22 protein-coding genes are annotated in these 23817 nt (G+C 69.8%); 9 read left to right on the forward strand and 13 right to left on the reverse strand.

The features are described from left to right. Positions 1–4 precede the first annotated feature (4 nt). Entirely contained in the window at positions 5–1177 is a 1173-nt protein-coding gene (gene hsaA, locus AC07EQ_RS18450) for a 3-hydroxy-9,10-secoandrosta-1,3,5(10)-triene-9,17-dione monooxygenase oxygenase subunit (RefSeq protein WP_478389121.1), read from the forward strand. Here hsaA and AC07EQ_RS18455 read toward each other — a convergent pair. Further along, positions 1120–1506, reverse strand: coding sequence for a zinc ribbon domain-containing protein (locus tag AC07EQ_RS18455; RefSeq protein ID WP_478389122.1), 387 nt, complete (start codon positions 1504–1506; stop codon positions 1120–1122). The two genes, hsaA and AC07EQ_RS18455, sit on opposite strands and share 58 nt — an antisense overlap. Positions 1507–1521: 15 nt before the next feature. Beyond that, positions 1522–2406 carry an RNA-guided endonuclease InsQ/TnpB family protein gene (locus AC07EQ_RS18460; RefSeq protein WP_478389123.1) on the reverse strand — a complete coding sequence of 295 codons (885 nt, stop codon included), beginning with the start codon at positions 2404–2406 and terminating at the stop codon, positions 1522–1524. Between the two features lie 126 nt (positions 2407–2532). On the opposite strand from AC07EQ_RS18460, the gene hsaD reads away from it, so the two are divergent. The 3 genes from hsaD (at position 2533) to hsaB (ending at position 4965) form a co-directional block, all read left to right on the forward strand. Then, positions 2533–3393: a 4,5:9,10-diseco-3-hydroxy-5,9,17-trioxoandrosta-1(10),2-diene-4-oate hydrolase gene (hsaD, locus tag AC07EQ_RS18465; RefSeq protein WP_478389124.1), complete on the forward strand. Its 861-nt coding sequence runs from the start codon at positions 2533–2535 to the stop codon at positions 3391–3393. 103 nt (positions 3394–3496) lie between these two features. Continuing rightward, positions 3497–4399 (forward strand): iron-dependent extradiol dioxygenase HsaC, encoded by a 903-nt coding sequence (gene hsaC / locus AC07EQ_RS18470; RefSeq protein ID WP_478389125.1) that lies wholly within the window; start codon positions 3497–3499, stop codon positions 4397–4399. Then, positions 4396–4965, forward strand: a complete 570-nt coding sequence (hsaB, locus tag AC07EQ_RS18475) for a 3-hydroxy-9,10-secoandrosta-1,3,5(10)-triene-9,17-dione monooxygenase reductase subunit (RefSeq protein WP_478389126.1) — start codon at positions 4396–4398, stop codon at positions 4963–4965. Before hsaC ends, hsaB begins: the two co-directional genes overlap by 4 nt. A 230-nt stretch (positions 4966–5195) precedes the next feature. On the opposite strand, the gene AC07EQ_RS18480 is transcribed toward hsaB, so the two are convergent. Beyond that, positions 5196–6332: a steroid 3-ketoacyl-CoA thiolase gene (locus AC07EQ_RS18480; protein ID WP_478389127.1), complete on the reverse strand. Its 1137-nt coding sequence runs from the start codon at positions 6330–6332 to the stop codon at positions 5196–5198. 211 nt (positions 6333–6543) lie between these two features. On the opposite strand from AC07EQ_RS18480, the gene AC07EQ_RS18485 reads away from it, so the two are divergent. Then, entirely contained in the window at positions 6544–7770 is a 1227-nt protein-coding gene (locus tag AC07EQ_RS18485; RefSeq protein WP_478389128.1) for a cytochrome P450, read from the forward strand. Positions 7771–8299: 529 nt separating this feature from the next. Here the strand turns inward: AC07EQ_RS18485 and AC07EQ_RS18490 are convergent. From AC07EQ_RS18490 to AC07EQ_RS18510, 5 genes are read right to left on the reverse strand one after another with little or no spacing between them, the layout of a single operon-like run. Then, positions 8300–8752 (reverse strand): nuclear transport factor 2 family protein, encoded by a 453-nt coding sequence (locus AC07EQ_RS18490; RefSeq protein ID WP_478389129.1) that lies wholly within the window; start codon positions 8750–8752, stop codon positions 8300–8302. Positions 8753–8811: 59 nt separating this feature from the next. Then, entirely contained in the window at positions 8812–9681 is an 870-nt protein-coding gene (locus tag AC07EQ_RS18495; protein ID WP_478389130.1) for a TIGR03619 family F420-dependent LLM class oxidoreductase, read from the reverse strand. After that, positions 9678–10835 carry a thiolase domain-containing protein gene (locus tag AC07EQ_RS18500; protein ID WP_478389131.1) on the reverse strand — a complete coding sequence of 386 codons (1158 nt, stop codon included), beginning with the start codon at positions 10833–10835 and terminating at the stop codon, positions 9678–9680. Before AC07EQ_RS18500 ends, AC07EQ_RS18495 begins: the two co-directional genes overlap by 4 nt. Further along, positions 10835–11890, reverse strand: a complete 1056-nt coding sequence (locus tag AC07EQ_RS18505) for a thiolase domain-containing protein (RefSeq protein WP_478389132.1) — start codon at positions 11888–11890, stop codon at positions 10835–10837. The genes AC07EQ_RS18500 and AC07EQ_RS18505 overlap by 1 nt, the downstream gene beginning before the upstream one ends. 18 nt (positions 11891–11908) lie before the next feature. Continuing rightward, positions 11909–12886: a Zn-ribbon domain-containing OB-fold protein gene (locus AC07EQ_RS18510; RefSeq protein ID WP_478389133.1), complete on the reverse strand. Its 978-nt coding sequence runs from the start codon at positions 12884–12886 to the stop codon at positions 11909–11911. Between the two features lie 98 nt (positions 12887–12984). On the opposite strand from AC07EQ_RS18510, the gene AC07EQ_RS18515 reads away from it, so the two are divergent. Both AC07EQ_RS18515 and AC07EQ_RS18520 read left to right on the forward strand, forming a co-directional pair. Then, complete coding sequence (locus tag AC07EQ_RS18515) at positions 12985–14034, forward strand: LLM class F420-dependent oxidoreductase (RefSeq protein WP_478389134.1); 1050 nt, start codon at positions 12985–12987, stop codon at positions 14032–14034. Between the two features lie 150 nt (positions 14035–14184). Continuing rightward, positions 14185–15735, forward strand: a complete 1551-nt coding sequence (locus AC07EQ_RS18520; protein ID WP_478389135.1) for an acyl-CoA synthetase — start codon at positions 14185–14187, stop codon at positions 15733–15735. A 176-nt stretch (positions 15736–15911) separates the two neighbouring features. On the opposite strand, the gene AC07EQ_RS18525 is transcribed toward AC07EQ_RS18520, so the two are convergent. After that, entirely contained in the window at positions 15912–16715 is an 804-nt protein-coding gene (locus AC07EQ_RS18525; RefSeq protein WP_478389136.1) for a crotonase/enoyl-CoA hydratase family protein, read from the reverse strand. Between the two features lie 183 nt (positions 16716–16898). Between AC07EQ_RS18525 and AC07EQ_RS18530 the strand changes: the two genes are divergently transcribed. Together AC07EQ_RS18530 and AC07EQ_RS18535 are read left to right on the forward strand one after the other, a co-directional pair. Then, entirely contained in the window at positions 16899–18542 is a 1644-nt protein-coding gene (locus AC07EQ_RS18530) for an acyl-CoA synthetase (RefSeq protein WP_478389137.1), read from the forward strand. A 221-nt stretch (positions 18543–18763) separates the two neighbouring features. Next, positions 18764–19867, forward strand: a complete 1104-nt coding sequence (locus tag AC07EQ_RS18535) for an NAD(P)H-dependent flavin oxidoreductase (protein WP_478389138.1) — start codon at positions 18764–18766, stop codon at positions 19865–19867. A 3-nt stretch (positions 19868–19870) separates the two neighbouring features. Here the strand turns inward: AC07EQ_RS18535 and AC07EQ_RS18540 are convergent, their stop codons facing one another. From AC07EQ_RS18540 to AC07EQ_RS18555, 4 genes are read right to left on the reverse strand one after another with little or no spacing between them, the layout of a single operon-like run. Next, positions 19871–21280, reverse strand: a complete 1410-nt coding sequence (locus AC07EQ_RS18540) for a DUF2079 domain-containing protein (protein WP_478389139.1) — start codon at positions 21278–21280, stop codon at positions 19871–19873. After that, complete coding sequence (locus tag AC07EQ_RS18545; RefSeq protein WP_478389140.1) at positions 21277–21639, reverse strand: hypothetical protein; 363 nt, start codon at positions 21637–21639, stop codon at positions 21277–21279. Before AC07EQ_RS18545 ends, AC07EQ_RS18540 begins: the two co-directional genes overlap by 4 nt. After that, on the reverse strand, positions 21632–22147 hold the full coding sequence (locus AC07EQ_RS18550; protein WP_478389141.1) for a SigE family RNA polymerase sigma factor: 516 nt from the start codon (positions 22145–22147) through the stop codon (positions 21632–21634). The genes AC07EQ_RS18545 and AC07EQ_RS18550 overlap by 8 nt, the downstream gene beginning before the upstream one ends. Before the next feature lie 8 nt (positions 22148–22155). Next, positions 22156–23778, reverse strand: a complete 1623-nt coding sequence (locus AC07EQ_RS18555; RefSeq protein WP_478389142.1) for a nuclease/transposase family protein — start codon at positions 23776–23778, stop codon at positions 22156–22158. Positions 23779–23817 lie beyond the last annotated feature (39 nt).

Raw genomic sequence — 23817 nt, forward strand, 5'->3', positions numbered from 1 at the left:
GCCGATGAAGGACAGTCGAGCAGTCGTCGAACGGGTGCGGGAACTCCTGCCGGTTCTGCGGGACCGCGCGCAGAAGGCCGAGGACGGCCGGAAGATCCCGGACGAGACCATCGCGGCCCTGCAGGAGGCCGGTTTCTTCGCGCTGCTGCAACCGGAGCGCTACGGCGGCTACGAAGCCGATCCGCTGGACTTCTACGGCGCGGTCCGGCTCATCGGCAGCGCGTGCGGCTCGACCGGCTGGGTGGCGTCGATCCTCGGCGTGCACCCGTGGCACCTGGCCCTGTTCCCGGAGCAGGCCCAGGACGAAGTCTGGGGCGACGACCCGGCGACGCGAGTCTCCTCGTCGTACGCGCCGATGGGCAAGGCGACCATCGTCGACGGGGGCTACCGGCTCAGCGGGCGGTGGAGCTTCTCCTCCGGCTGCGACCACGCGTCGTGGGTGTTCCTCGGCGGGCCGGTGCTGGGCGATGACGGCAAGCCGGTCGACTTCTGCACGTACCTGCTCCCGCTGGGCGACTACCGGATCGAAGATGTGTGGGACACCGTCGGCCTGCGCGGCACCGGCAGCAACGACATCGTCGTGGAGGACGTCTTCGTCCCGCAGCACCGGGCGCTGAGCTTCGTGTCGATGTCCAAGACGCAGTGCCCGGGGCACCAGGTCAACACCGCGCCGCTGTACAAACTCCCCTGGGGGACGGTGCATCCGTCGACCATCACCGCCCCGATCATCGGCATGGCCCAAGGCGCCTACGACGCGCACGTGGCGCACCAGGCCAAGCGGGTGCGGGCGGCGTACGCGGGGGAGAAGGCCAAGGAAGACCCGTTCGCGAAGGTGCGGATCGCGGAGGCGGCCAGCGAGATCGACGCGGCGTGGCTGCAGTTGACGAACAACCTCGCCGAGGAGTACGCGCTGGTGCAGGCGGGCGAGGAGGTCCCGATGTCGCTGCGGCTGCGGGCGCGGCGCGACCAGGTGCGCGGCACGGCGCGGGCGATCTCGGCGATCGACCGGCTCTTCGAGAACTCCGGCGGTCGGGCGCTGTGGTCGGGCACGCCGATCCAGCGGTTCTGGCGCGACGCGCACGCGGGCCGGGTGCACGCCGCCAACGACCTGGAGCGCGCCTACCTGATGTTCGGTTCCGGAGAATTCGGCATCCCAGTGAAGGATTCGATGGTTTGACTACTCCCATACCCGAAGGTCGGGATTCCCGCCCGGCTCGCGCCGGATGGTTCCTGCTTCACGGCCGGTTGCCCCGTCCGGGAGGTCTCCCGTTGAGGTCTCACACCAGCTCCACAGGCCGACACCGCCGGCCCGGCGGCCAGGATGTTCCGCGCTGCGTTGATGTCCCGATCGTGGATGGCGGCACAGTAGCCACAAGTCCATTCGCGGATGCCCAAGGGCATGCAATCGGAACGTTTCCCGCACTCCGAGCATATCTTCGAAGAAGGGAACCAGCGGTCGATCACTATCAGCTCTCGGCCGTACCACGCGGTTTTGTACTTCAGCACACAACGGAACTCGGACTACGCAGCATCGGAGATCGCACGAGACAAGCTCCTGTTCTTGCGCATGCTGCGGATGTTCAGGTCCTCGATCACGATCGCCTGGTTTTCGCGAACGAGTCGAGTCGTCAGCTTGTGCAGGTGATCACGTCGTCGATCGGCGATCTCTGCGTGCGCCCGCGCGACCTCCAAGCGCGCTTTCTCCCAGTTGTTACTGCCATTCTGCTTGCGAGACAGGGCTCGCTGGGCACGTGCGAGTCGCCAGTGCGCCCGGGCCTCGTGCTTTGGGTTGCTGACCTTCTCCCCTGTGGAGAGCGTCACCACCGATGTGAGTCCCATGTCCGATCCGACTGTGCGGCTCGCGGCGGTTCCACGGGGGATGCTCGTCTCGACCAAGATCGACACAAACCATCGTTCAGCGCCGTCACGCGACACCGTGACCGTCGATGGTTTCGCCCCCACGGGCAACGGGCGGGACCACACGACGTTGAGCGGCTCACGCATTTTCGCCAAGGTCAGGCGGCCGTCGCGCCACCGGAACCCGGACCTGGTGTACTCGGCCGAGCTGCGGGAGCGTTTGCGGGATTTGAAGCGGGGGTAGCCGGCACGCTTGCCGAAAAACGCGACGAACGCTCCTTGCCGGTGCCTCAGGCACTGTTGCAGAGGCGCGCTCGAAACCTCGGACAAGAACGAGAGGCCCTCAGTTTTCTTCCAGGCCGTGAGCATCGCGGAAGTATCCGCGTAGTTCACCCGGCGTTGCTCGGTGAACCACGCGCGGGTCCGCGCGTCCAACGCGAGGTTGTAGACCTTGCGGACGCAACCGAAGGTGCGTGACAGCTCGGCTGCCTGCTCCTCGGTGGGGTAGAAGCGGTACTTGTATGCCCGCTTCACCAATGTGCCTGCCATGTAACAGATGATAGGAGTTGACGTGCAAATCCGATCATCGTGGTGGACATCGCGAATCCTGGCAGATGTGGTCCCCGGATTGGCGGCGTTTCACCCTTGGGTAGACATCCGTCGATTGGACGTCCGATGACGGTCGATTTCGACACGACGAGCCGGACCGCGAAGCTGCCGTCCGGACTGACCCTGCACTACCACGAGGCCGGCGACCCGTCGGCGTCCACAGTGGTCATGTTGCACGGCGGGGGGCCAGGGGCTTCGTCGTGGAGCAACTTCTCCCGCAACATCGGTGTTTTCGCCGAGGACTTCCACGCCATCGCGGTCGACCAGCCCGGCTTCGGCCGCTCCGACAAGCCGACCGAGCACGGCCAGTACTTCACGCACAGCGCGACCGCGCTGCTGGAGCTGCTCGACGAGCTCGGCATCGAACGCGCCCACCTGCTGGGCAACTCGCTGGGCGGCGGCACGGCGGTGCGCTTCGCGCTGAACCACCCGGACCGCGCCGGGCGGCTGGTGCTGATGGGCCCCGGCGGCCTGAGCCTGAACGCGTTCGCGCCGGACCCGACCGAGGGCGTCCGCAAGCTCAGCGCCTTCGGCGCGCCGCCGGGTCCCAGCAAGGAGAAGCTCGCCGACTTCCTGCGGGCCATGGTCTACGACCAGTCGCTGATCACCGACGAGCTCGTCGACGAGCGCTACGCCGCCGCCTCGTCCCCCGAGTCGCTGGCCGCGATGCGGGCGATGGGTGCGTCGTTCATGCACCCGGACACCTTCGAGGAAGGCATGCTGTGGCGGGAGGCGTACCGCCTGCGGCAGCGCGTCCTGCTCATCTGGGGTCGCGAGGACCGGGTCAACCCGCTGGACGGCGCGCTGGTCGCGCTGAAGCTGATCCCACGCGCGCAGCTGCACGTGTTCGGCCAGTGCGGGCACTGGGCACAGGTGGAGAAATTCGCCGAATTCAACCGGATCGCCAAGGATTTCCTGCTCGACTGACCTGAGGGACCTGTTTTACCAGCGGCGTCAGCCGCTTGCGGTGTGGGACTCGGCTCGCACCGCCACGCAAGCCACAGTCAAGACGATCAATAGGAGGCCCGCCGTGGGCATTCGTTCGCTCGGCTACTTGCGCATCGAGGCGACCGACGTCGAGGCGTGGCGGGTGTTCGGCCTGAAGGTGCTCGGCATGATCGAAGGCACCGGAGGCGACCCGGACGCGCTGTACCTGCGGATGGACGACTTCCCGGCGCGCCTGGTGATCCTGCCCGGCGAGCAGGACCGGCTCGCCGCGTCAGGCTGGGAGGTCGCCAACTCCGGGGAGCTGGACGAGGTCCGGGCCCGGCTGGAGAGCGCGGGCGTGCCGTACAAGGAAGGCACGGCCGACGAGCTCGCCGACCGCCGGGTCAACGGGCTGATCAGCTTCAACGACCCGTCCGGCAACGGGCTGGAGGTCTTCCACGGGGTGGCGCTGCAGCACCGCCGCGTGGTCAGCCCGTACGGGCACCGGTTCGTCACCGAGGAGCAGGGCCTCGGGCACGTGGTGCTGTCCACCCACGACGACGAGGCGGCGCTGCGGTTCTACCGGGACGTGCTGGGCTTCCGGCTGCGCGATTCGATGCGGCTGGCACCGGAACTGGTCGGCCGCCCCGCGGACGGGGACCCGGCCTGGCTGCGGTTCTTCGGCTGCAACCCGCGCCACCACAGCCTGGCGTTCCTGCCGATGCCGACGCCGAGCGGGATCGTGCACCTGATGGTGGAGGTCGCCGACGTCGACGACGTCGGGCTGACCCTGGACCGCGCGCAGCGGCGGAAGGTGCCGATGTCGGCGACGCTGGGGCGGCACGTCAACGACCTGATGCTGTCGTTCTACATGAAGGCGCCAGGTGGCTTCGACGTCGAATTCGGTTGTGAGGGCAGGCAGGTCGACGACGAGGACTGGATCGCCCGCGAGAGCACGGCGGTCAGCCTGTGGGGCCACGACTTCAGCGTCGGCGCCCGCCCATGAGCGGCGACGAGGCACGAGTGTCGCTCGCCCCGGAGCCGGCGGTGTTCCGGCGGGTGCTGGGGCACTTCGGCACCGGCGTCACGGTGGTGACGGGGACGGACGGCGAGCGGCCGGTGGGCTTCGCCTGCCAGTCGTTCGCGGCGCTGTCCCTGGATCCGCCGCTGGTCCTGTTCTGCCCGGCCCGGACGTCCCGGGCCTGGCCGGTGCTGGAGCGGGCGGGGCGGTTCTGCGTCAACGTCCTGGCGGAGTCGCAACGACCGGTCAGCTCCGTGTTCGGCCGCAGCGGCGACGACAAGTTCGCGGGCCTCCGCTGGCACCCGGCCCCGTCGGGCGCCCCGATCCTCGACGGCGTGCTGACCTGGATCGACTGCGACATCGAGGCGGTGCACGAGGCGGGCGACCACTACATCGCCATCGGCCGCGTCCGGTCCCTCGGCGAAACCGCTGCCGGCGCACCGCTGCTGTTCTACCGGGGCGCCTACGCGGGGCTCGCCCCGACGCCGCAGTCCCCGCCAACGGATCTCGACCTGTTCCTCACCACGATCCACCCCGACGACTGGCTGTGAGCGCCCGACGCGAACGGCCTGTTCGCCTCGTCTAGTGAGGTGAACAGGCCGTTCACTGCACTGCTGGTGGTGCGCGTCGGTGTTCGAGCGAGCGGCCTGTTCGTCTTGTCTATCGAGGTGAACGGTCCGTTCACCTCGATATCGGAGGTGTGTGTCGGGGTCGAGAAGATGGGGTGAACGGCCCGTTCGTCTCGTTTGGCGGAGCGAACGGGCCGTTCACCTCGACGCCTCTAGCGCAGCCGTTCGATGATCGTGCCCGTGGCCAGGGCTCCGCCGGCGCACATCGTGATCAGCGCCGTCGTGGCGTCGCGGCGCTCCAGCTCGTGCAGGGCCGTGGTGATCAGCCTGGCCCCGGTGCTGCCGACCGGGTGGCCCAGCGCGATCGCGCCGCCGTTGACGTTGACCCGGTCCAGGTCCGGTTCGTGCACCGCCGCCCACGACAGCACCACCGAGGCGAACGCCTCGTTCACCTCGAAGACGTCGATGTCCCCGATCTTCATGCCGCTGAGCTCCAGCACCCGCTGGGTGGCCTGCACCGGCCCGTCCAGGTGGTAGTACGGCTCGCCGCCCACCAGGCACTGCGCGACGATCCGGGCGCGCGGCCGCAGGCCGAGCTCGGCGGCCCGGTCGGCGTCTGCCAGCAGCACCGCCGCCGCGCCGTCGGAGATCTGCGACGACGTCCCGGCCGTGTGCATCCCGTTCTCCAGAACGGGTTTCAGGCCGCCGAGGGCCTGCATGCTGGTTTCGCGCAGGCCCTCGTCGCGGGTCACCGGGTCGCCGCCGGGAACGCGGACGGGGACGATCTCGCGGTCGAAGCGGCCCTCCCGCCACGCCGCCTGCGCTCGGTCCTGGGAGCGCAGGCCGAAGGCGTCCAGCTCTTCGCGGCCGATGCCGCGGCGCTCGGCGATGCGGTCCGCCGCCTCGTACTGGTTCGGCAGGTCGATGTCCCAGGTGTCCGGGCGCGGCATGCCCACGTCGGTGCCGAGGTTGCTGCGCAGCGGCACGCGGCTCATCGCCTCGACGCCGCAGGAGATGCCGACCCGCACCGCGTCGACGGCGATCAGGCCCGCGACGAGGTGCGTGGCCTGCTGCGCCGACCCGCATTGCGCGTCGACCGTGGTGCACCCGACCTGGTGCGGCAGGCCGGCGTTCAGCCACGCCGTGCGGGTGACGTTGTTCGACTGCTCGCCCGCCTGGGTCACGCAGCCACCGATCACCTGGTCGGCCTCGGCGGCGTCGATGCCGGCGCGGTCGAGCAGGCCGCGTTGCGCGGCGCCGAGGATCTCGGCGGCGTGCAGCCCCGAGAGCCGGCCGCGGCGCTTGCCGATCGGCGTGCGGACCGCTTCCACGATCACCGGATTGCCCACCTGGATCTCCTCTCGCACGGTCTCCGCGCTCAAAACTAGAACACGTTCTGATGCCTTTACAAGAGTTCGAATCAAGCATGATCGAAAGTGCGTTCTCTTGCTCGATTCAAGGTTAGTTACAGGGGTTTACTGAATCTTGGAAGTGTGGTTCTCTTGCTTAGAACCCGTTCCAATTCTTCGGTCGGATCTCGCGCCGCTGTAGGAGGTATCCGTGGTCGCACCGCGCATTCCGGAGGGCTTCGACTTCACCGATCCCGACCTGCTCGCCGAACGGCTGCCGCTGGCCGAGTTCGCCGAGCTCCGCCGCACCGCGCCGGTGTGGTGGAACCAGCAGCCCGACCGTCGAAGCGGGTTCGACGACGGCGGGTTCTGGGTGGTCAGCAGGCATGCCGACGTCAAGGAGGTCTCCCGGCGCAGCGACGTTTTCTCCACCTGGGAGAACACCGCCGTGATCCGGTTCAACGAGAGCATGAGCCGCGAGCAGATCGAGCTGCAGCGGTTCATCATGATCAACATGGATCCGCCGCAGCACACCAAGCTGCGCAAGATCGTGCAGCGGGGCTTCACCCCGCGGGCCATCAACAGCCTGGAGGCCGCGCTGCGCGACCGGGCGCAGCACATCGCCACGGAGGCGCGCAAGCGCGGCACCGGTGACTTCGTCACCGACGTGGCCTGCGAGCTGCCGCTGCAGGCGATCGCGGAGCTGCTGGGGCTGCCGCAGGAGCATCGCAAGGAGATCTTCGACTGGTCGAACCAGATGATCGGCTACGACGACCCGGAGTACGACATCCAGCCGGAGGTCGCCGCCGCCGAGATGCTCGGCTACTTCGCGAACATGGCCGAAGAGCGCCGCGGCTGCCCGATGGACGACATCGTGACCAAGCTCGTGCAGGCCGACATCGACGGCAACGCGCTGACCTCGGACGAGTTCGGCTTCTTCGTGATCCTGCTGGCGGTGGCCGGCAACGAGACCACCCGCAACGCCATCACCCACGGCATGCTCGCGTTCATGGACAACCCGGACCAGTGGGAGCTCTACAAGGAGCAGCGCCCGTCGACGGCGGCCGACGAGATCGTGCGCTGGGCGACGCCGGTGGTCGCGTTCCAGCGCACCGCGACGACGGACGTCGAGCTCGGCGGCGTGGAGATCAAGAAGGGCCAGCGGGTCGGGATGTTCTACAGCTCGGCGAACTTCGACCCGGACGTCTTCGACGAGCCGGAGCGCTTCGACATCACCCGCGACCCGAACCCGCACGTCGGCTTCGGCGGCAACGGCGCGCACTACTGCCTCGGCGCGAACCTGGCGCGCCTGGAGATCGACCTGATCTTCAACGCGATCGCGGATCACATGCCGGACATCAAGCGGGTGGGCGACCCGCGCCGCCTCCGCTCCGGCTGGCTCAACGGGATCAAGGAAGTCCAGGTCCAGTACACCTGATCACCCGAGCGGTACCCCCGGCCGGGAAGACCCGGTCGGGGATGCCGCGCGTTCAGAGCGCCCGATTTTGCCCACGGGGTCGTTCCAGAAGGGCTCATCCCGAAGGCGCCGGGTGGCTGACGGGGCGCCGTTTTCGCGCGAAACCGTCACCCCGCCCTCACGCGGAGCGCCGGTTTCGCGCGAAAACGCCGCCAGGCGTTCCCGGCGGCCAGGCCTCACGCGGGCCGCGTCCCTTGCTGAAACGGCGCCGAAATCGGGAAGTCCGGCACCGGCTCTAGTTGGTCAGGGCCTGCGCCCATCGGGTGAAATCGGCGAGGCGGGTTTCCGATTTGCAGGACTCGTTTCGGTTTGGGCGCGGGTACGTGTGAGGCGGGACCGCGGGGCGGCGATTTCGCGCGAAATCAGCGCCCCGCGTGAAGGGGAGTCGTCACTGCGCGAAAACGCCATCCCGTCAGGCATCGGAGTCTTCGGGATGGGCTTGCCCTTGGCCATCCTGGAACGACCCCTGAAGTCGGGAATCGGGCCGGTGTCAGTTCGCCTGGCGGATGGTGGCCATTGCGCGGTCGAATTCCCAGAACGCCCGCATCGAGCGGATCAGGCCGGCGTCGTCGACGTGGTAGACGAACACGCCTTCGGCGTCCATCGCGTTGCCGTCCGGGAGGAACGTGGTGATCCGGCCGACGTTGGCGACTTCGCGGCCCGCCGCGAAGGAGTCGTCGATGTGGAACTCGATGCGGTCGGCCTGGGCGATCGCCAGGTCCCAGAAGGCGGCGATGCCTTCGCGGCCGTGGTGGCCACGGCCTTCGGGATCGAAGATCGACGGGCCGACCGGGTCCTCCACGACGCCGTCCGGCGCGAACAGCGCCACCCACTCGTCCTTGGCGCCGCGCGCCACCGCGCTCATCGACGCCAGCGCCGCTTCGCGCGCCGGGTGCGGCTCGCGCGTCGCCGCCCAGTGCACGCCCTTGCTGTCCTCGGCCACGTTCCGCCTCCTGGTCTGGTGAACCTCGGTTTCGCGAGAGCGCCCGGCCCGGGTTGCGGTCACACGTTACCGATGACTTCCTCGGCGAACTTGGCGATCGACGCCTGCTTGGCGCTCAGGTCCGCGTCGAAGCCGTGGCCGTCGAACAGCCAGGGGACCACGATCGCGTCCGTCACGCCGATCTCCGCCTGTTCCCGGTAGCCGTCGGCGCCGAAGCGGTCCACGCAGACCGCCTGGATCTCGAACGGCTCACCCGCTCGCCCGCACTCCGCGCGCAGCTCGGCGAGCCGGCCGATGGTGCTGCGCAGGTCGTCGATGCCCATCATCGCCGATGCCCAGCCGTCGCCCACCCGGGCCGCCCGGCGCAGTGCCGCATCGGTGTGCCCGCCAACGTAGATCGGCACCGGGCGCGCCGGTGCCGGGCTCATCTGCAGACGGTCGAAGTCGAAGAACTCGCCGTGGTACTCCACCATTCCGCCGCCGAGGATCAACCGCAGGACCTCGATCGCCTCGTCCACCCGCGCGCCGCGCTTCGCGTACGGGGCGCCGCACCACTCGAACTCCTCCGGCGCCCAGCCGAGCCCGATGCCCAGGCCGAAGCGGTCGCCGGTGAGCACCGCGACCGACGCCAGCTGTCGCGCCAGCAGGACCGGATTGCGCGGCCCGAGCTTGAGGACCGAGGTGTAGAACCGCAGGCGCGAGGTCGCCGCGCCCATCGCCGCGGCGGCGATCAGCGGGTCCGCCCACGGCGTTTCCGCGGTCCACATCCGCGAGCCGTCCGGGGTGTACGGGTAGGCCGCCGAGACCTGTTCGGAGTAGAACAGCGAATCCGGCAGGGCGACCGAGTCGAAGCCGCATTCCTCGGCGGTGCGGGCCAGCTCGGTGAGCTGGTCGAGCGGGCTCATCGCGACGGACAGCGTGAACTTCATCGTTCCCCCGGTTTCTGGGCTCCGACGACCCACATCGAGAAGTACTGGGAGCCACCGCCGTAGGCGTGGCCGAGCGCGGTGCGGGCGCCGTCCACCTGGTGCTCGCCCGCCTTGCCGGTCACCTGCATCGCCGCCTCGGCGAACCGCAGCAGCCCGGACGCGCCGATCGGGTTCGACGACAGCACGCCGCCGGACGGGTTGACCGGCAGCCGGCCGCCCAGCGCGGTTTCCCCGGCCTCGGTGAGCTTCCAGCCCTCACCGGCGGCCGCGAAGCCGAGGTTCTCCAGCCACATCGGCTCGAACCAGGAGAACGGCACGTAGATCTCCGCGGCGTCCACTTCGGACAGCGGATCGGTGATGCCCGCCTGCTTCCACAGCGCCGCGGCCGCGTCCCGCCCGGCCTGGGGGTTCACCTGGTCGCGCCCGGCGAAGGTGGTCGGCTCGGTGCGCATCGCGGTGGCGTGGATCCACGCGGCCGGGCCGCCCGCCGGTTCGTCGCCGATGATCACGGCGCACGCGCCGTCGGAGGACGGGCAGGTCTCGTCGTAGCGGATCGGATCCCACAGCACCTGCGAGGCCAGCACCGATTCCAGCGTGATGTCGTCCTGCTTGAGGTGCGCGTACGGGTTCCGGGCGCCGTTGCGCCGGTCCTTCACCGCGACCATGGCGCCGATGTGCCCGGGCGCCCCGGAGCGGCGGATGTAGGAGCGGACGTGCGGGGCGAAGTAGCCGCCCGCGCCCGCGCCGACCGGCATGGTGAACGGCGGCACGATCGACAGCGCCCACATCGCGTTCGACTCGGACTGCTTCTCGAACGCCACCGCGAGCACCCGGCGGTGCACGCCGCCGTGCACGAGGCTGGCCGCGACGTTGCCGGTCGAGCCGCCGACCGATCCGGCGGTGTGCACCCGCAGCAGCGGTTTGCCGGTGGCGCCGAGGGAATCGGCGAGATGCAGCTCCGGCATCATCACGCCCTCGAACAGGTCGGGCGCCTTGCCGACCACGACGGCGTCGATGTCCGGCCAGTCCAGGCCCGCATCGGCCAGCGCCCGCTCCGCGGCCTCCCGGCACAGCCCGGCGATCGAGACGTCCAGCCGCTTGCTGGTGTGGTGCGTCTGGCCGGTCCCGAGGACCGCCGCCGACCGCTTGCCCATCAGGACCTTCCCTCCATCACGCAGACCAGGTTCTGCTGCAGCGCCGGGCCGCTGGTCGCGTGCGCCAGCACCCGCCCGGCCCGCCCGTCCATCACGCGCGCCGCGGCCTCGCCGATGCGGGCCAGGCCGGCCGCGAACATCGGATTGCCGCAGAGCGCGCCGCCGGAGGGGTTGATCGCGACCGAGTCGTCGAGCCCGATCGCCCGGCGCAGCAGGATTTCCTGGTGGGTGAACGGCGCGTGCAGTTCCGCGACTTCGATGCCGTCGGCCCCGGCGGCACGCGCCGCGGCGGTGGTCGAAGCCGATCGGCGCAGGTCGCGGGAGCCGAGGCTGCCCGACTCGACGCGGTGCTCCAAACCGGTTATCCAGGCGGGCCTTTCGCGGATCTCCCGGGCCCGGTCCGCGCTCGCCAGGACGACGACGGCGGCGCCGTCGGAGATCGGCGCGCAGTCGTGCGCGCGGAGCGGATCGGCGAGGTAGGGCGCGCCGAGCAGATCCTCGGCCTCGACCGATCCGGACACCTGTGCTCTGGGGTTTTCCGTTGCGGCGGCACGACTTCGAGCGGCCACGGCCGCCATGTCGCGCTCGGTCCAGTCGCCGGCGTCCAGGCCGAGCCGGGCCTGCAGCCCGGCGATGCTCACCGAGTCCGGCCACAGCGGCGCGACCGAGTAGGGATCGAGCTGCAGCGCGAGGGTCCGGCGCAGGTCGCCCGCCGAGGACTTGCCGAAGCCGTAGACCAGCGCCGTGTCGACCTCGCCGGTGCGGATCTTCACCCACGCCTCGTAGAGCGCCCACGCCGCGTCCATCTCCACGTGCGACTCGTTGATCGGCGGGAACGCGCCGATGGCGTCGACCGCCGCGATGAACGAGAACGCCCGGCCCGCGAGGTAGTCCGACGACCCCGAGCACCAGAACCCGATGTCCTCCTTGGCGAGCCCGGTTTCGGCCAGCACTTCGCGGAAGATCGGTACCAGCATCTCGACGCCGTTGGTGGTGCCCCGGGTGGCGCGCACGTTCGGTGCCTGCGCGAACCCGACGACGGCTACGTCTGTCACGGCGGACTCCCGGAGGGTTCAGAGGTGTTGGGCGTAGGACTCGAACGGCGCATCGGGCTCGCCGGTCGGTTCGAAGTGGTCGATGTTCTGCAGCGTGTGGTCCCACTCCTCGCGGGGTTTCCACACCGCGCGCACCCGCATCCCCATCCGGACCTCGTCGGCCGCGCAGCCGAGCACGAGATGCAGGAACGCGATGTCGGCGCCGTCGAGCAGCACGTACGCGGACACGTACGGCGGCTTGATGCGCTGGCCCAGGAACGGGACGTTGACGATGCAGAACGTGGTCACGATCCCGGTGTCGGGGAGCTCGACCTCTTCCTCGGTGGGCACCCCGTCGGTCGGGCACGCGCCGCGCGGCGGGATGTAGACCTTCGCGCACGCCGGGCAGCGCTGGCCGAGCAGCCGCCCTTCGGCGAGGCCGCGCAGGTACCGGCTCTCCTCGGGGGACGCCGAGTGCCGGTAGTGCAGGTGCACCGGGGAGGTCAGCGTGGTGACGGGTTCGGGTCGTGAGTGGTTTGGATCGTCATGGCGCTCCAAATCACTCACGACGTCGTGCGCCGGTTCGAAGCAGGCGATGTCCCGGATGCCGTTGCCGAGTTCCTCGGCCCAGCGGACCTGCACCCGCATCCCGGTGCTGATCTGCTCCGGCGTTGGTACGTCGACGGCGTGCAGCATCGGCGTATCCGCCCCGTCCAGCAGCACGAACGCCCAGGCGAACGGGCGCTGGAGCGGCTGGCCCTCCATCGGCTCCGGCATCCACGTCCAGCTGACGACGGTGCCTCGGGAGCCGACCGGCACGAATTCGTCGAGGACGGCGGCGGTTTCCGGGTCGTGCTCGACCGGCGGCACGTGCACCCGGCCGTCGCTGCCGCGGACTCCGACGATCCGGCGATCCCGCAGGGCGGTGGCGAACCGGCCGTGCACCGGCCCCAGGGATCGGGTGTAGTCGAAGCTGATTTCGAGAGGGGCGCTGAGTGGTTCCGGGAGCCCAGTCACGCACTGAAGTGAAACATGTTCTCGATTTTGGGGCAATATCCGGGCAGGATGACCCGGGAGGATTCGCCAGCAGTGCTGCCGGACGAGGAGGTTCGCGGATGAAGATAGGGCTGCAGCTCGGCTACTGGGGTGCACAACCGCCGTCGAATGCGGAAGAACTCGTTCTCGAAGCCGAGCGCGTGGGATTCGACGGGATCTTCGCGGCGGAGTCCTGGGGGTCGGACGCGTTCACCCCGCTCGCCTGGTGGGGTTCGCGGACGAGCCGGGTCCGGCTGGGCACCTCGGTCGCGCAGCTCTCCGCCCGCTCGCCGGCCTCGTGCGCGATGCACGCGCTGACGCTGGACCACCTTTCCGGCGGCCGCTGCGTGCTGGGGCTCGGCGTGTCCGGCCCCCAGGTCGTCGAAGGCTGGTACGGCACGCCGTTCGCGAAACCCCTTGCCAGAACGCGGGAATACGTCTCGATCGTGCGGCAGGTGCTGGCCCGCGAGGCGCCGGTGCGCAACGCCGGCCCGCACCACCCGTTGCCCTACGACGGGCCTGGCTCGCTCGGCCTCGGCAAGCCGCTGCGCCCGATCACCCATCCGCTGCGCGCCGACCTGCCGATCTGGCTGGGCGCCGAGGGGCCGCGCAACGTCGCGCAGACCGCCGAGATCGCCGACGGGTGGCTGGCGGTGTACTACTCGCCGCGCATCGCCGCGACGTACGAGGACTGGCTGGCCGAGGGATTCGCCAGGCCGGGCGCACGTCGCAGCCGCGAGGAGTTCGAGATCGCGGCCAGCTGCCAGGTGGTCGTCACCGACGACCCGGCGGCGGAGCGGGCGCGGCTGAAGCCCTCGCTGGCCCTCTACATCGGCGGGATGGGCGCGCCGGGCATGAACTTCCACGCCGAGCTGTTCCGGCGGATGGACTACGGGGCCGCCGTCGACGACGTGGAGCGGCTGTTCGCGGCCGGGCGGCGCGAGGAGGCGGTCGCGGCGGTGCCGGACGAGATGGTCGATGACATCGCGATCATCGGCGACGCCGCTGCGGTGCGCAGCCGGGTGCGGGAGTGGGAGCGGGCCGGGGTGGACACGTTGCTGGTCGGCTGCCGCGAGACCGGGCACCTGCGCGGCGTCGCGGACGCGCTGGGGCTTGCCGAAGATCTGTAACGGGTTCTAGTTTGTAGGTCGCGCGGGTCGGCTCGTGATGTCGTGAGTGCGGAACCCGGTAAGAACCGGCTCAGCACTCATGACTCCTCGCCCACCGCCGCGCCCTGCTCAGTACTCCGAATCCCGCGTCATCGTCGACAGGAGTCCGCCGTGTCCGACATCGGGCTGTGGAAGATCGCCGAGCAACAACCGAACCGGACGGCCGTGATCGCACCGGACGGAAGAGCGGTCGGCTACGCCGAACTCGCCGCCGCCGCGGACCGCTACGGGCGCGGCCTGCAGAGCATGGGCCTCGAGGCCGGCGACAGCATCGTGCTGATGCTGCCCAATGGCGAAGACCTGCTCGCCGCGTACTTCGCGGCGCTGCAATGCGGGCTCTACGCGGTGACGGTGAACTGGCACCTCGTCGGCGCCGAAGTCGCCTACCTGATCGAGGACAGCGGGGCGAAGGCCTTCGTGGCGCACGAGCGGTTCGCCGAGACGGCCGCGGATGCCGCCGCGCGCAGCGGGCTTCCCGCGTCGGCCCGCTTCGCGGTCGGCGAGATCCCGGGATTCCAGGCCCTTTCCGGGCTCGGCGCGCAGGAGCCACCGAAGCGCCCGGAGGCGCGGACGATGGGCTCGCCCATGCTGTACACCTCGGGAACCACCGGTCGCCCCAAGGGCGTTCGGCGCCCGCTGACCGGGGCGGACCCGGACGAGGTTCCGGCCGCGGCGAAGTGGTTCTTCGGCATCTTCGGCCTGCAGCCGTTCGACGACCACGTGCACCTGTGCGGCTCGCCGCTGTACCACACCGCGGTGCTCAACTTCGTCAGCCACTCCGTCCAATTCGGACACACGGCGGTGCTGATGGACCGCTGGGACCCGGCGGAGATGTTGCGGCTGATCGAACTGCACCGCGTCACCCACACGCACATGGTGCCGACCCAGTTCCACCGGCTGCTGGCGCTGCCACCGGAAGTCCGCGCGCGCCACGACGTCTCGTCGCTGCGCGCGGCGATCCACGGGGCCGCGCCGTGCCCGCCCGAGGTCAAGCGGGCGATGCTGGAGTGGTGGGGACCGGTGGTGGTGGAGTACTACGCGGCGACCGAGGGCGGCGGCACCTCGATCACCGCGTCGGAGTGGCTGGACAAGCCGGGTTCGGTCGGCAAGGCGTGGCCGGGCTCGACGGTCAAGGTGCTCGGCGACGACGGCGCGGAGCTGCCGGCCGGCGAGATCGGCACCGTCTACATGCGGATGGGCGGCTCCAGCTTCGAGTACCACCGGGACGCGCAGAAGACGGAGCAGGCGCGGATGGGCGACCTGTTCACCATGGGCGACGTCGGCTACCTCGACGAGGACGGCTACCTGTACCTGTGCGACCGCAAGAGCGACATGATCATCTCGGGTGGGGTGAACATCTACCCGGCGGAGATCGAGAACGCCCTGTCGGTGCACCCGGAGGTCGCGGACGTGGCGGTGTTCGGCGTGCCGCACGCGGACTGGGGCGAGGAGGTCAAGGCCGTCGTGCAGCCGGCCGACGGCGTCGAGCCGGGGGAGGAGCTGGCGGCGGACCTGATCGCCTTCGCCCGAGACCGGCTGGCGAAGTTCAAGATCCCGCGCAGCATCGACTTCGTCGCGGAACTTCCCCGGGACCCCAACGGAAAGCTCTACAAGCGAAAGCTCCGGGAGCCCTACTGGACCGACCGCGACCGCGCGATCTGACGCTGTCGAAGGAGATGCACCGCACCGTGACCTGCGAGACGAGTCCCTGGACGCACGAGCTCCAATTTTAGGCAAAATTGGGAGGCCCTGCTGGGCCTGGTTCCGGTGTGGGCGCTTTGGGAAGTCCCAATTTTAGGCAAAATTGGGACTTCCCTGCCGGGGGTCGGCTTTGGGTGTCAGCGGCCGCGGAACTGGGGCTTGCGCTTCTCCGCGAAGGCCCTGGGGCCTTCCTTGGCGTCCTCGCTGCCGAAGACCGCCATGCCTAGGCGGGCGTCCACCTGGAACGCCTCGTTCTCCGGCATGCCTTCGGTTTCCCGCATCGTGCGGAGGATCGCCTGCACCGCGAGCGGGCCGTTGGCGGTGACGAGGTCGGCCAGTTCCAGGGCCTTGCCGAGGGCCTGGCCGTCCGGGACGACGTGGCCGATCAGGCCCAGTTCCCTGGCTTCGGGCGCGAAGACGTGCCTGCCGGTCAGGAGGATGTCCGCCGCGACCGTGTACGGGATCTGGCGCGGCAGGCGGACCGCCGAGCCGCCCAGCGGGAACAGGCCCCAGCGCGCCTCCGACACCCCGAACCGCGCGCTCTCGCCCGCCACCCGGATGTCGGTGGCCTGCAGGATTTCCGTGCCGCCCGCCACCGCGGGCCCTTCCACCGCCGCGATCAGCGGCTTGGTCAGCCGCCGGCCCTTGAGCAGCGGTTCGATCACGGACATGTCCATGCCGCGGGCGGTGTCGCCGGGATGCGCCTGCGTCATCGCCTTCAGGTCGGCGCCGGCGCAGAACGCGCCGCCCGCGCCGGTCAGCACGCACGCCCGGATGTCGTCGTCGCCGTCCACCTCGTCCCAGGCCTGCCGCATGATCTCCAGCATCGGCCCGGACAGGGCGTTGCGGACCTCGGGCCGGTTCATCGTCACCACGAGCACCGCGCCGCGCCGCTCGACCAGGCAGTGGGGTTGCTCGACGACCTCGGTTGTCGACGTCATGGGAACCTTTCCGGTCGGTGTTGGGAATGGGCTCGCCGGATCACCCGTTCGGCCGCAGGAGGAACCTGCCGGACGGCAAGCCGGATCACGCTCCGCGAGCGGGTGTCCCGGCTGCGGAACGTGACATCGATTCGGCTTTTCGGGTTCTTGTCCGGAACGATAACACGTTCTACTTTCTCTGGGGTGGCATACAACATCGCAGATCTTTTCGAGCACGCCGTCGATCTGATGCCAGATCGCGTCGCCGTGGTCTGCGGCGAGCGGCGGCTGACCTTCGCGCAGCTGGACCGGCGGGCCAACCGGCTCGCGCACCACCTCACGGCCCGCGGCCTCGGGCCGGGCTCCCACATCGGGGTCTACTCCCGGAATTCCATCGAGGCACTGGAAACCATGCTCGCGGCCTACAAGATCCGCGCGGTGCCCATCAACATCAACTTCCGCTACGTGCCGAACGAACTGCGCTACATCTTCGGCAACGCCGACCTCGCCGCCCTGGTGCACGAGCGCCGCTACAGCGACAACGTGGCCAAGGTCCGGCCGGATTTCCCGGATCTGCGCGAGGTTCTCGTCATCGAGGACGGCAGCGACGCCGACTACGCGGGGTACGGCGGCATCGAGTACGAGTCGGTGCTGGCCGGCCGGTCCGGCGAGCGGGACTTCCCGGAACGCAGCGCCGACGACCTCTACCTGCTCTACACCGGCGGCACCACGGGCATGCCGAAGGGCGTGATGTGGCGCCACGAGGACGTCTGGCGGGTGCTCGGCGGCGGCATCGACTTCATGACCGGCGAGGCGATGCGCGACGAGTGGCAGCAGGCCCGCGCCGGCGCCGAGAGCGGCGGCCTGATCCGGCTGCCCGCCGCCCCGTTCATCCACGGGGCCGCCCAGTGGGCCAGCTTCGGCAACCTCTTCGCTTGCAGCGCAGTGGTCTTCGTGCCGCAGTTCGACGCGCACGAGGTGTGGCGGGCGGTCGAGCGGGAGCGGGTCAACGTGCTGGCGATCGTGGGCGATGCGATGGCCCGGCCGCTCATCGAGGCATTCCACGAGGGCAGCTACGACGCCTCGTCGCTGGTGGCGATCTCCAGCAGCGCCGCGCTGTTCTCGCCATCGGTGCAGCGCCAATACCTCGACGCGCTGCCCAACGTGGTGATCACCGACTCGATCGGCTCCTCGGAGACCGGGTTCAGCGGCATCGGCGTCATCGGGCGCGACAGCGCGCAGACCGGTGGCCCGCGGGTCAACGCCGATGCCGACACCACGGTGATCAGGGACGACGGGAGCTTCGCGGATCCCGGCGAGATCGGGTGGCTGGCGCGCAGCGGGCACGTGCCGCTCGGCTACTACAAGGACGAGGAGAAGTCGCGGTCGGTGTTCGTCGAGATCGACGGCACCCGCTACGTCGTCCCGGGCGACTACGCGCGGATCGAGGACGACGGCACCGTGACGATGCTGGGACGCGGCTCGGTGTCGATCAACACCGGCGGCGAGAAGGTCTTCCCGGAGGAGGTCGAGGCCGCGCTCAAGTCGCATCCCGACGTGTTCGACGCGCTGGTCGTCGGGGTGCCCGACGAGCGGCTCGGCCAGCGGGTCGCGGCCGTGGTCCAGCCGAGGGCCGGCGCGACGCCGGGGCTCGCGGATCTCGACGCGCACGTCCGGGAGTGGATCGCGGGGTACAAGGTGCCGCGCAGCCTGTGGCTGGTGGACCAGGTCACCCGCTCGCCCAGCGGGAAGCCCGACTACACCTGGGCGAAGCGGCACACCGAGACGCACGAGCCGGCCGACGTGCACAAGCCGTCGCGGCGCGAGACGGCCACCGAACCGAGCTGAGGGCAGTTGAACTTGACTTTCCCTTGTTCTTGAAGCGGCGCCAGCCGCTTAGCCCACCCTCGCACCTCGCACCGCCGCGGGTTCTCAGATGTCGTCTGGCGAGGACAGCCCCGATGCCGCGTATTGGTCATACGTAAGTCGGGGCTCCCACAGTCCAGGCGGCGTCTGAGGTTCCGCTACCCGCACCGCCACGCAAAATGAGCCTGGAAACGAGATCTGCTATGCGAACGAAGATCTGTGACACCCTGGGTATCGAGCATCCGATCGTCGGCTTCACGCCTTCCGAGCACGTTGCGGCCGCGATCAGCCGGGCCGGTGGGCTGGGCGTGCTCGGCTGCGTCCGGTTCAACGACGCCGACGAGCTGGACGCCGTGCTGGACTGGATGGACGACAACACCGACGGCAGGCCCTACGGCGTGGACGTCGTGATGCCCGCGAAGATCCCCACCGAGGGCGCGGCCGTCGACCTGCAGGCCCTGATCCCGCCGGAGCACCGGGAGTTCGTGCAGCGGACGCTGGCGGACCTCGGCGTGCCGGAGCTCGCCGATGGCGAGCAGCAGGCGGACGGCGTGCTCGGCTGGCTGCACTCGGTCGCGCGGTCCCATGTGGACGTTGCGCTGCGGCATCCCATCCGGCTGATCGCCAACGCCCTCGGCTCGCCGCCGGTGGACGTCATCCGGCAGGCCCACGAGCACGACGTGCTGGTCGCCGCGCTGGCCGGGAAGGCCGAGCACGCCCGTCGCCACGTCGACAACGGCGTGGACATCGTCGTGGCACAAGGGCACGAGGCCGGCGGGCACACCGGCGAGATCGCCACGATGGTGCTGGTGCCGGAGATCGTCGACGCGGTCGGCGACCGGGCGCCGGTGCTGGCGGCCGGGGGCATCGGGTCCGGTCGGCAGATCGCGGCGGCGCTCGCGCTCGGGGCCGGCGGCGCGTGGCTGGGCTCGTACTGGCTGACGACCAGCGAATACCAGCAGATGCCGGGCAACACGGCGACGCAGCAGGCGCTGCTGGCGGCGGGCTCCAGCGACACCGTGCGCTCCCGGATCTACACCGGGAAACCGGCCCGGCTGCTCAAGACCCGCTGGACGGACTCGTGGGCGGCCGACGACGCCCCCGAACCGTTGCCGATGCCGCTGCAGAACATCCTGGTCAGCGAGGCCCACCAGCGCATCATGCGCTCCGGCGATCCGGGCGTGGTCTCGATGCCGGTGGGCCAGATCGTCGGCCGGATGAACAAGATCCGCCCGGTCGCCGACGTCATCGCGGACCTCCTCGCCGAACTGGACGAAACGATCGCAGCCCTCAACAAACTCCGCTGAGCCTCAGGAATCGCGGCGCAGCGCCCAGAATCCGTCGTACTCCGACAGGATGTGGAAGCTGGCCCCGCCGTATTCCTCGGCGTAGTCGCGCATCTCCTCGGCCGTTTTGTCCGGCTCGTAGACGGCGACGTAGTCCGGCACGAAACCCTCGGTGTTGCCGGGGAAGAAGACCCGGCAGCGGTCGGTGAGGTGCGCGATCGTGGCGCTGTTGGCCAGGACCGTGGCGCCGTCCGGGATCTGGTCCAGCACGCTCTCCGCGGCGACCGGATCCTGGTCGAAGCGCTCGTCGTTGCTCTTGGTCAGCTGCCCGACCGGCAGCATGACGCTGAGCGCGACCGCCGCCGCCAGGACCAGCCCCGGCAGGTGCGAGGCGTAGCCCCGCAACCAGGACGGATGCGTCTCGCGCAGCCGGGCGATCGCGTCGACCATCGCGAGCGCGACGATCGGCATCAGCACGGCGTTGTAGTGCCAGTCCGTGCTCCAGTAGTGCTCCTCGACGGACGCGAACCGCCAGCCGAGCGTCGGGAGGATGACCAGCAGCACCGGCGAGCGGAGCGCGATCAGGCCCGTCGTCGGGATCAGGAGCCACAGCGTGGTGCTGAACTTCTCGCCCAAGCCCTCCAGCAGCGAGGCGGGGAAGGGGGTGTCGCCGGAGATCTTGTCCCAGTACCGGTACGCACCCGTCGGGCTGAACGACGGGATGACCAGCAGCGTGACGCAGGCCCAGATGACGCCGAACAGAACGGCGCTCGCCACGGCGACCCGGGCGAACCGCTTGTCGTGCCTGGCGCACCAGGCCAGCACCAGCGCCATCGCCGCCGCGGTGAGGGCGAGATCGTCCTTGACCAGCACGAGCGGCGCGGTGAGCGCGAGCGCGCGCCACCACCGCTGCGCCAGCATCGCCTCCAGGGCGAAGGCGATGAGCGGGACGGCGAAGCAGATCTCGTGGAAGTCGAAGTCGACGGCCCGCTGCACGCCCCAGGACAGGCCGTAGGCGACGCCCACGGTCCACCCCCGGGTGCGGCCGAGCAGGCGGGTGGCGGCGCGGGTGACCGGCACGACCGAGAGCGCGAACAGGGCCGCCTGCGTGACGAGTAACGTCTGGGCGGAGGGGACCAGGTAGTACAGCGGCGCGAGCAGGACCAGCACGGGGCTGAAGTGGTCGCCGAAGATCACGAATCCGGGGCCCAGCAGGTCCGCGACCGGCGCCCGGCCCTCGGCGTAGGAGCGCACGACCTGTTCGAAGATGCCCAGGTCGAACGACATCGAGCCGTAGCTGTTGTAGCGGGACAACGAGATCCAGGCGTAGCAGCCGAAGAACGCCGCCCACAGCAGGAACAGGACCACCTGGTTCGACACCGCGCGGTGGCTGCGGGCCGCGGCGGTGGTGGGAACGGCGGTGGTGGCGCTCATCGGGACTCCGTCGTGATCGGGATGCTGGACGTGCTGGGCGAGATCGAGGCGGACGAGGACGGGACGACCGACGTCGCGGCGGACGTGGTGAGCGTCGGAGCCGGACCGGCGGGAACCACGGGCTGCTGCTCGCGGCCGTCGGTCGTCACCGTGACCGCGACGGCTATCGCCACCACGGCGGCCGCGCCGGTGGCCCCGGCGGCGATCTGCTGGCGCAGCAGCCGCCGCCCGCCGCGCTTGGTGATCTCGCCGGCGGGCAGCGGCGACGCGTGCCGCTCGGCCTCGGCGGCGGCGCGGCGGAGTGCCGCGCGCACCTGGTCGTCCGCCGCCTCGGCGGGCTCGAAGTGGTGGTCAGGCACCGTGGTCCTCCGCGCGCAACATGTCGCCCATCCGCGCCGCCACCGCGGCCCTGCCCCGTGCCAGGTGGGTCTTCACGGTTCCGGTGGACATCCCGGCCTCCTCGGCGATCTGCGCGACGGACAGGTCGCAGACGTAGTGCAGCGCCATCACGAGCCGCTGCCTCGGCGGTAGCTGCCGCAGGATCGCGGACAGCGTGAGGAGCCCTCCCGGGTCCGGCTCGTCCACGACGGCCGGGCGCTGGCCGGCGAGCCGGGCCCACGCCTGCGTCGCGCGCTTGGCGCGGTGCCACCGGCTGATGGCCACCCGGGTGGCGGTGACGCGCACCCACGCCTCCGGCGCGCCGTCGTGGAGCAGCGCGCTCCGGTGCGCCCACGCCCGCGCGAATGCCTCGTGCACCACGTCCTGGGCTTCGTGGACATCACCGGTGACCAGGCACAGCTGACCGATCAGCCGCCTGGCCGACAGCGCGTAGAACTCCTCGAACTCTTCGACCGTCAAGACTCGCATAACCGTTTCTAGAGACTGAGCATGAGTTGTACGGGCTCAGCCGTGTGCCCCGAACGGTGTTGGGCACACTGGGCTCCCGTGTTCTCGCCGCGTCCGGCACCGGCGCATCCTGTGCGTGGTCCGGGGTTGCGGGGTCGGGGTTCCTCACGTTCTGGGGCGCCCGGTCGGGCCTGGACGGTCCGATGCCCGCATCCATCGCTCTGGTGGGTGCGGGGAGGTGCCGTCCGTCGCCGGATCGGATGTCCGAGAGCGCGTCGTCCAATTGCCACGGCCGCAGCGTCGTGACAGGTGACCTTGCGGTTGTTGTTGGTGAGGGGCTTTTGCCAGTGCTGGGCGCCCCATTTCGAGGTGTAGGCTGGGTCAACTGCGATGATCGAGATGCCCCTCTGGTCGGCCATCGAGATGAGGCGGGCGCGGAGTCTGCCGGTGGGCATGCTGGAGATCAGTTGCCGGAACCGCCTGCGGCGGCCGTGTTTTTCGCGGGTCTTCTCCGCGGTGAAGTCGAGGTCTTCGATGGCGATAGCGCGAACACTGCACATGCGGGCCCAGTGCAGCAGCTGGGTGAGGGCATGCCGCACCTGGGCATCACGGTGATCGGCGGTACCGGCGAGATCGAAGTGGAAGCGGCGAGGGTGGCCGATCGGGTTGCCATGTTCATCGAGTCGCCACGCGGCGAGATGATCCGCGTTGGTGTCCACACCGACCACACCGTCGACCAGCGCCGTATGCAGCGGGGTCGTCGGGGTGGGCTGATAGTGCCAGGATGCGGTGATGTACCAACGCCCGCGCTGGGTATCGTAGTGGATGCGGTAGGCCACGCTCCGGTTCGTCTCGACCCGGTCGACCCACTCCCGACTCCGGTGCGCGAACCGTACCCTGCAGGACAGCACGTACCGGCCATGCCGGGCGTTGGCGTACTCGGCCAGCGGCGCGGGAAGTTTGATGCTGACTTCGCCTTCGGGGGTGACGCGGATCGTTTCGTTTCCGTGCCGCTTTCCGCTCTCCCCGTCGGCTTGAAGAAACCAGCGTGCGGCTTCCCAGCGTTCCCGCCACTGCAGCTCGGTCAGCTGGGCTGCCTGAAGGTTGTGCCGGTTGCGGGCGAGTTTTTTCCCTCCCCGCACCACATGAACTTTTCCGGCATTGCGGTCGGCCTGCTGTGCGGCGAGGCGGTACTGCAGCACATGCAGACGCCGCTTCTTCACATGCCATTCCTGCCTGCTGCGGTATCCGCCCGGCGACCGTTTCGTGCCCTTCTGCCCTAGGGGCAGGGAAAGACGGTGCGCAATGGTGCGGATGCCCGCTTCAAGAGACGTGATATGCGCGAACTGGCAGCGCCGCGCAAGAGCCCACTGATCATGGGTGGCCTTCGTGATGCTGCCTGCCCACCGTGCTGAGGACACCGCGGTCAGCTCACGCTTCCTGCCCGCCCAGGTGTCAGTGGAATGTTTCAACCCGTCCGCGCACCGCGCTTTGAGATCACGCGAGGCCAGCGACCCAAGATGCCCGCCCACCAGGCGCAACACCTTCTCATCCTGCGGTGTGAGGTGCTTGAGCCGGTCACGTACTGCCACACCAGAAGGGCGAACAGCGACGAACGGCGCGTCAATCGAGCGAAGTGGACCCTCAGCCATGCCGGTCGCCTCCTCCGGTACCTTGCGAGCCCGTTCGCA

The sequence above is a fragment of the Saccharopolyspora sp. NPDC045839 genome, assembly GCF_056431645.1.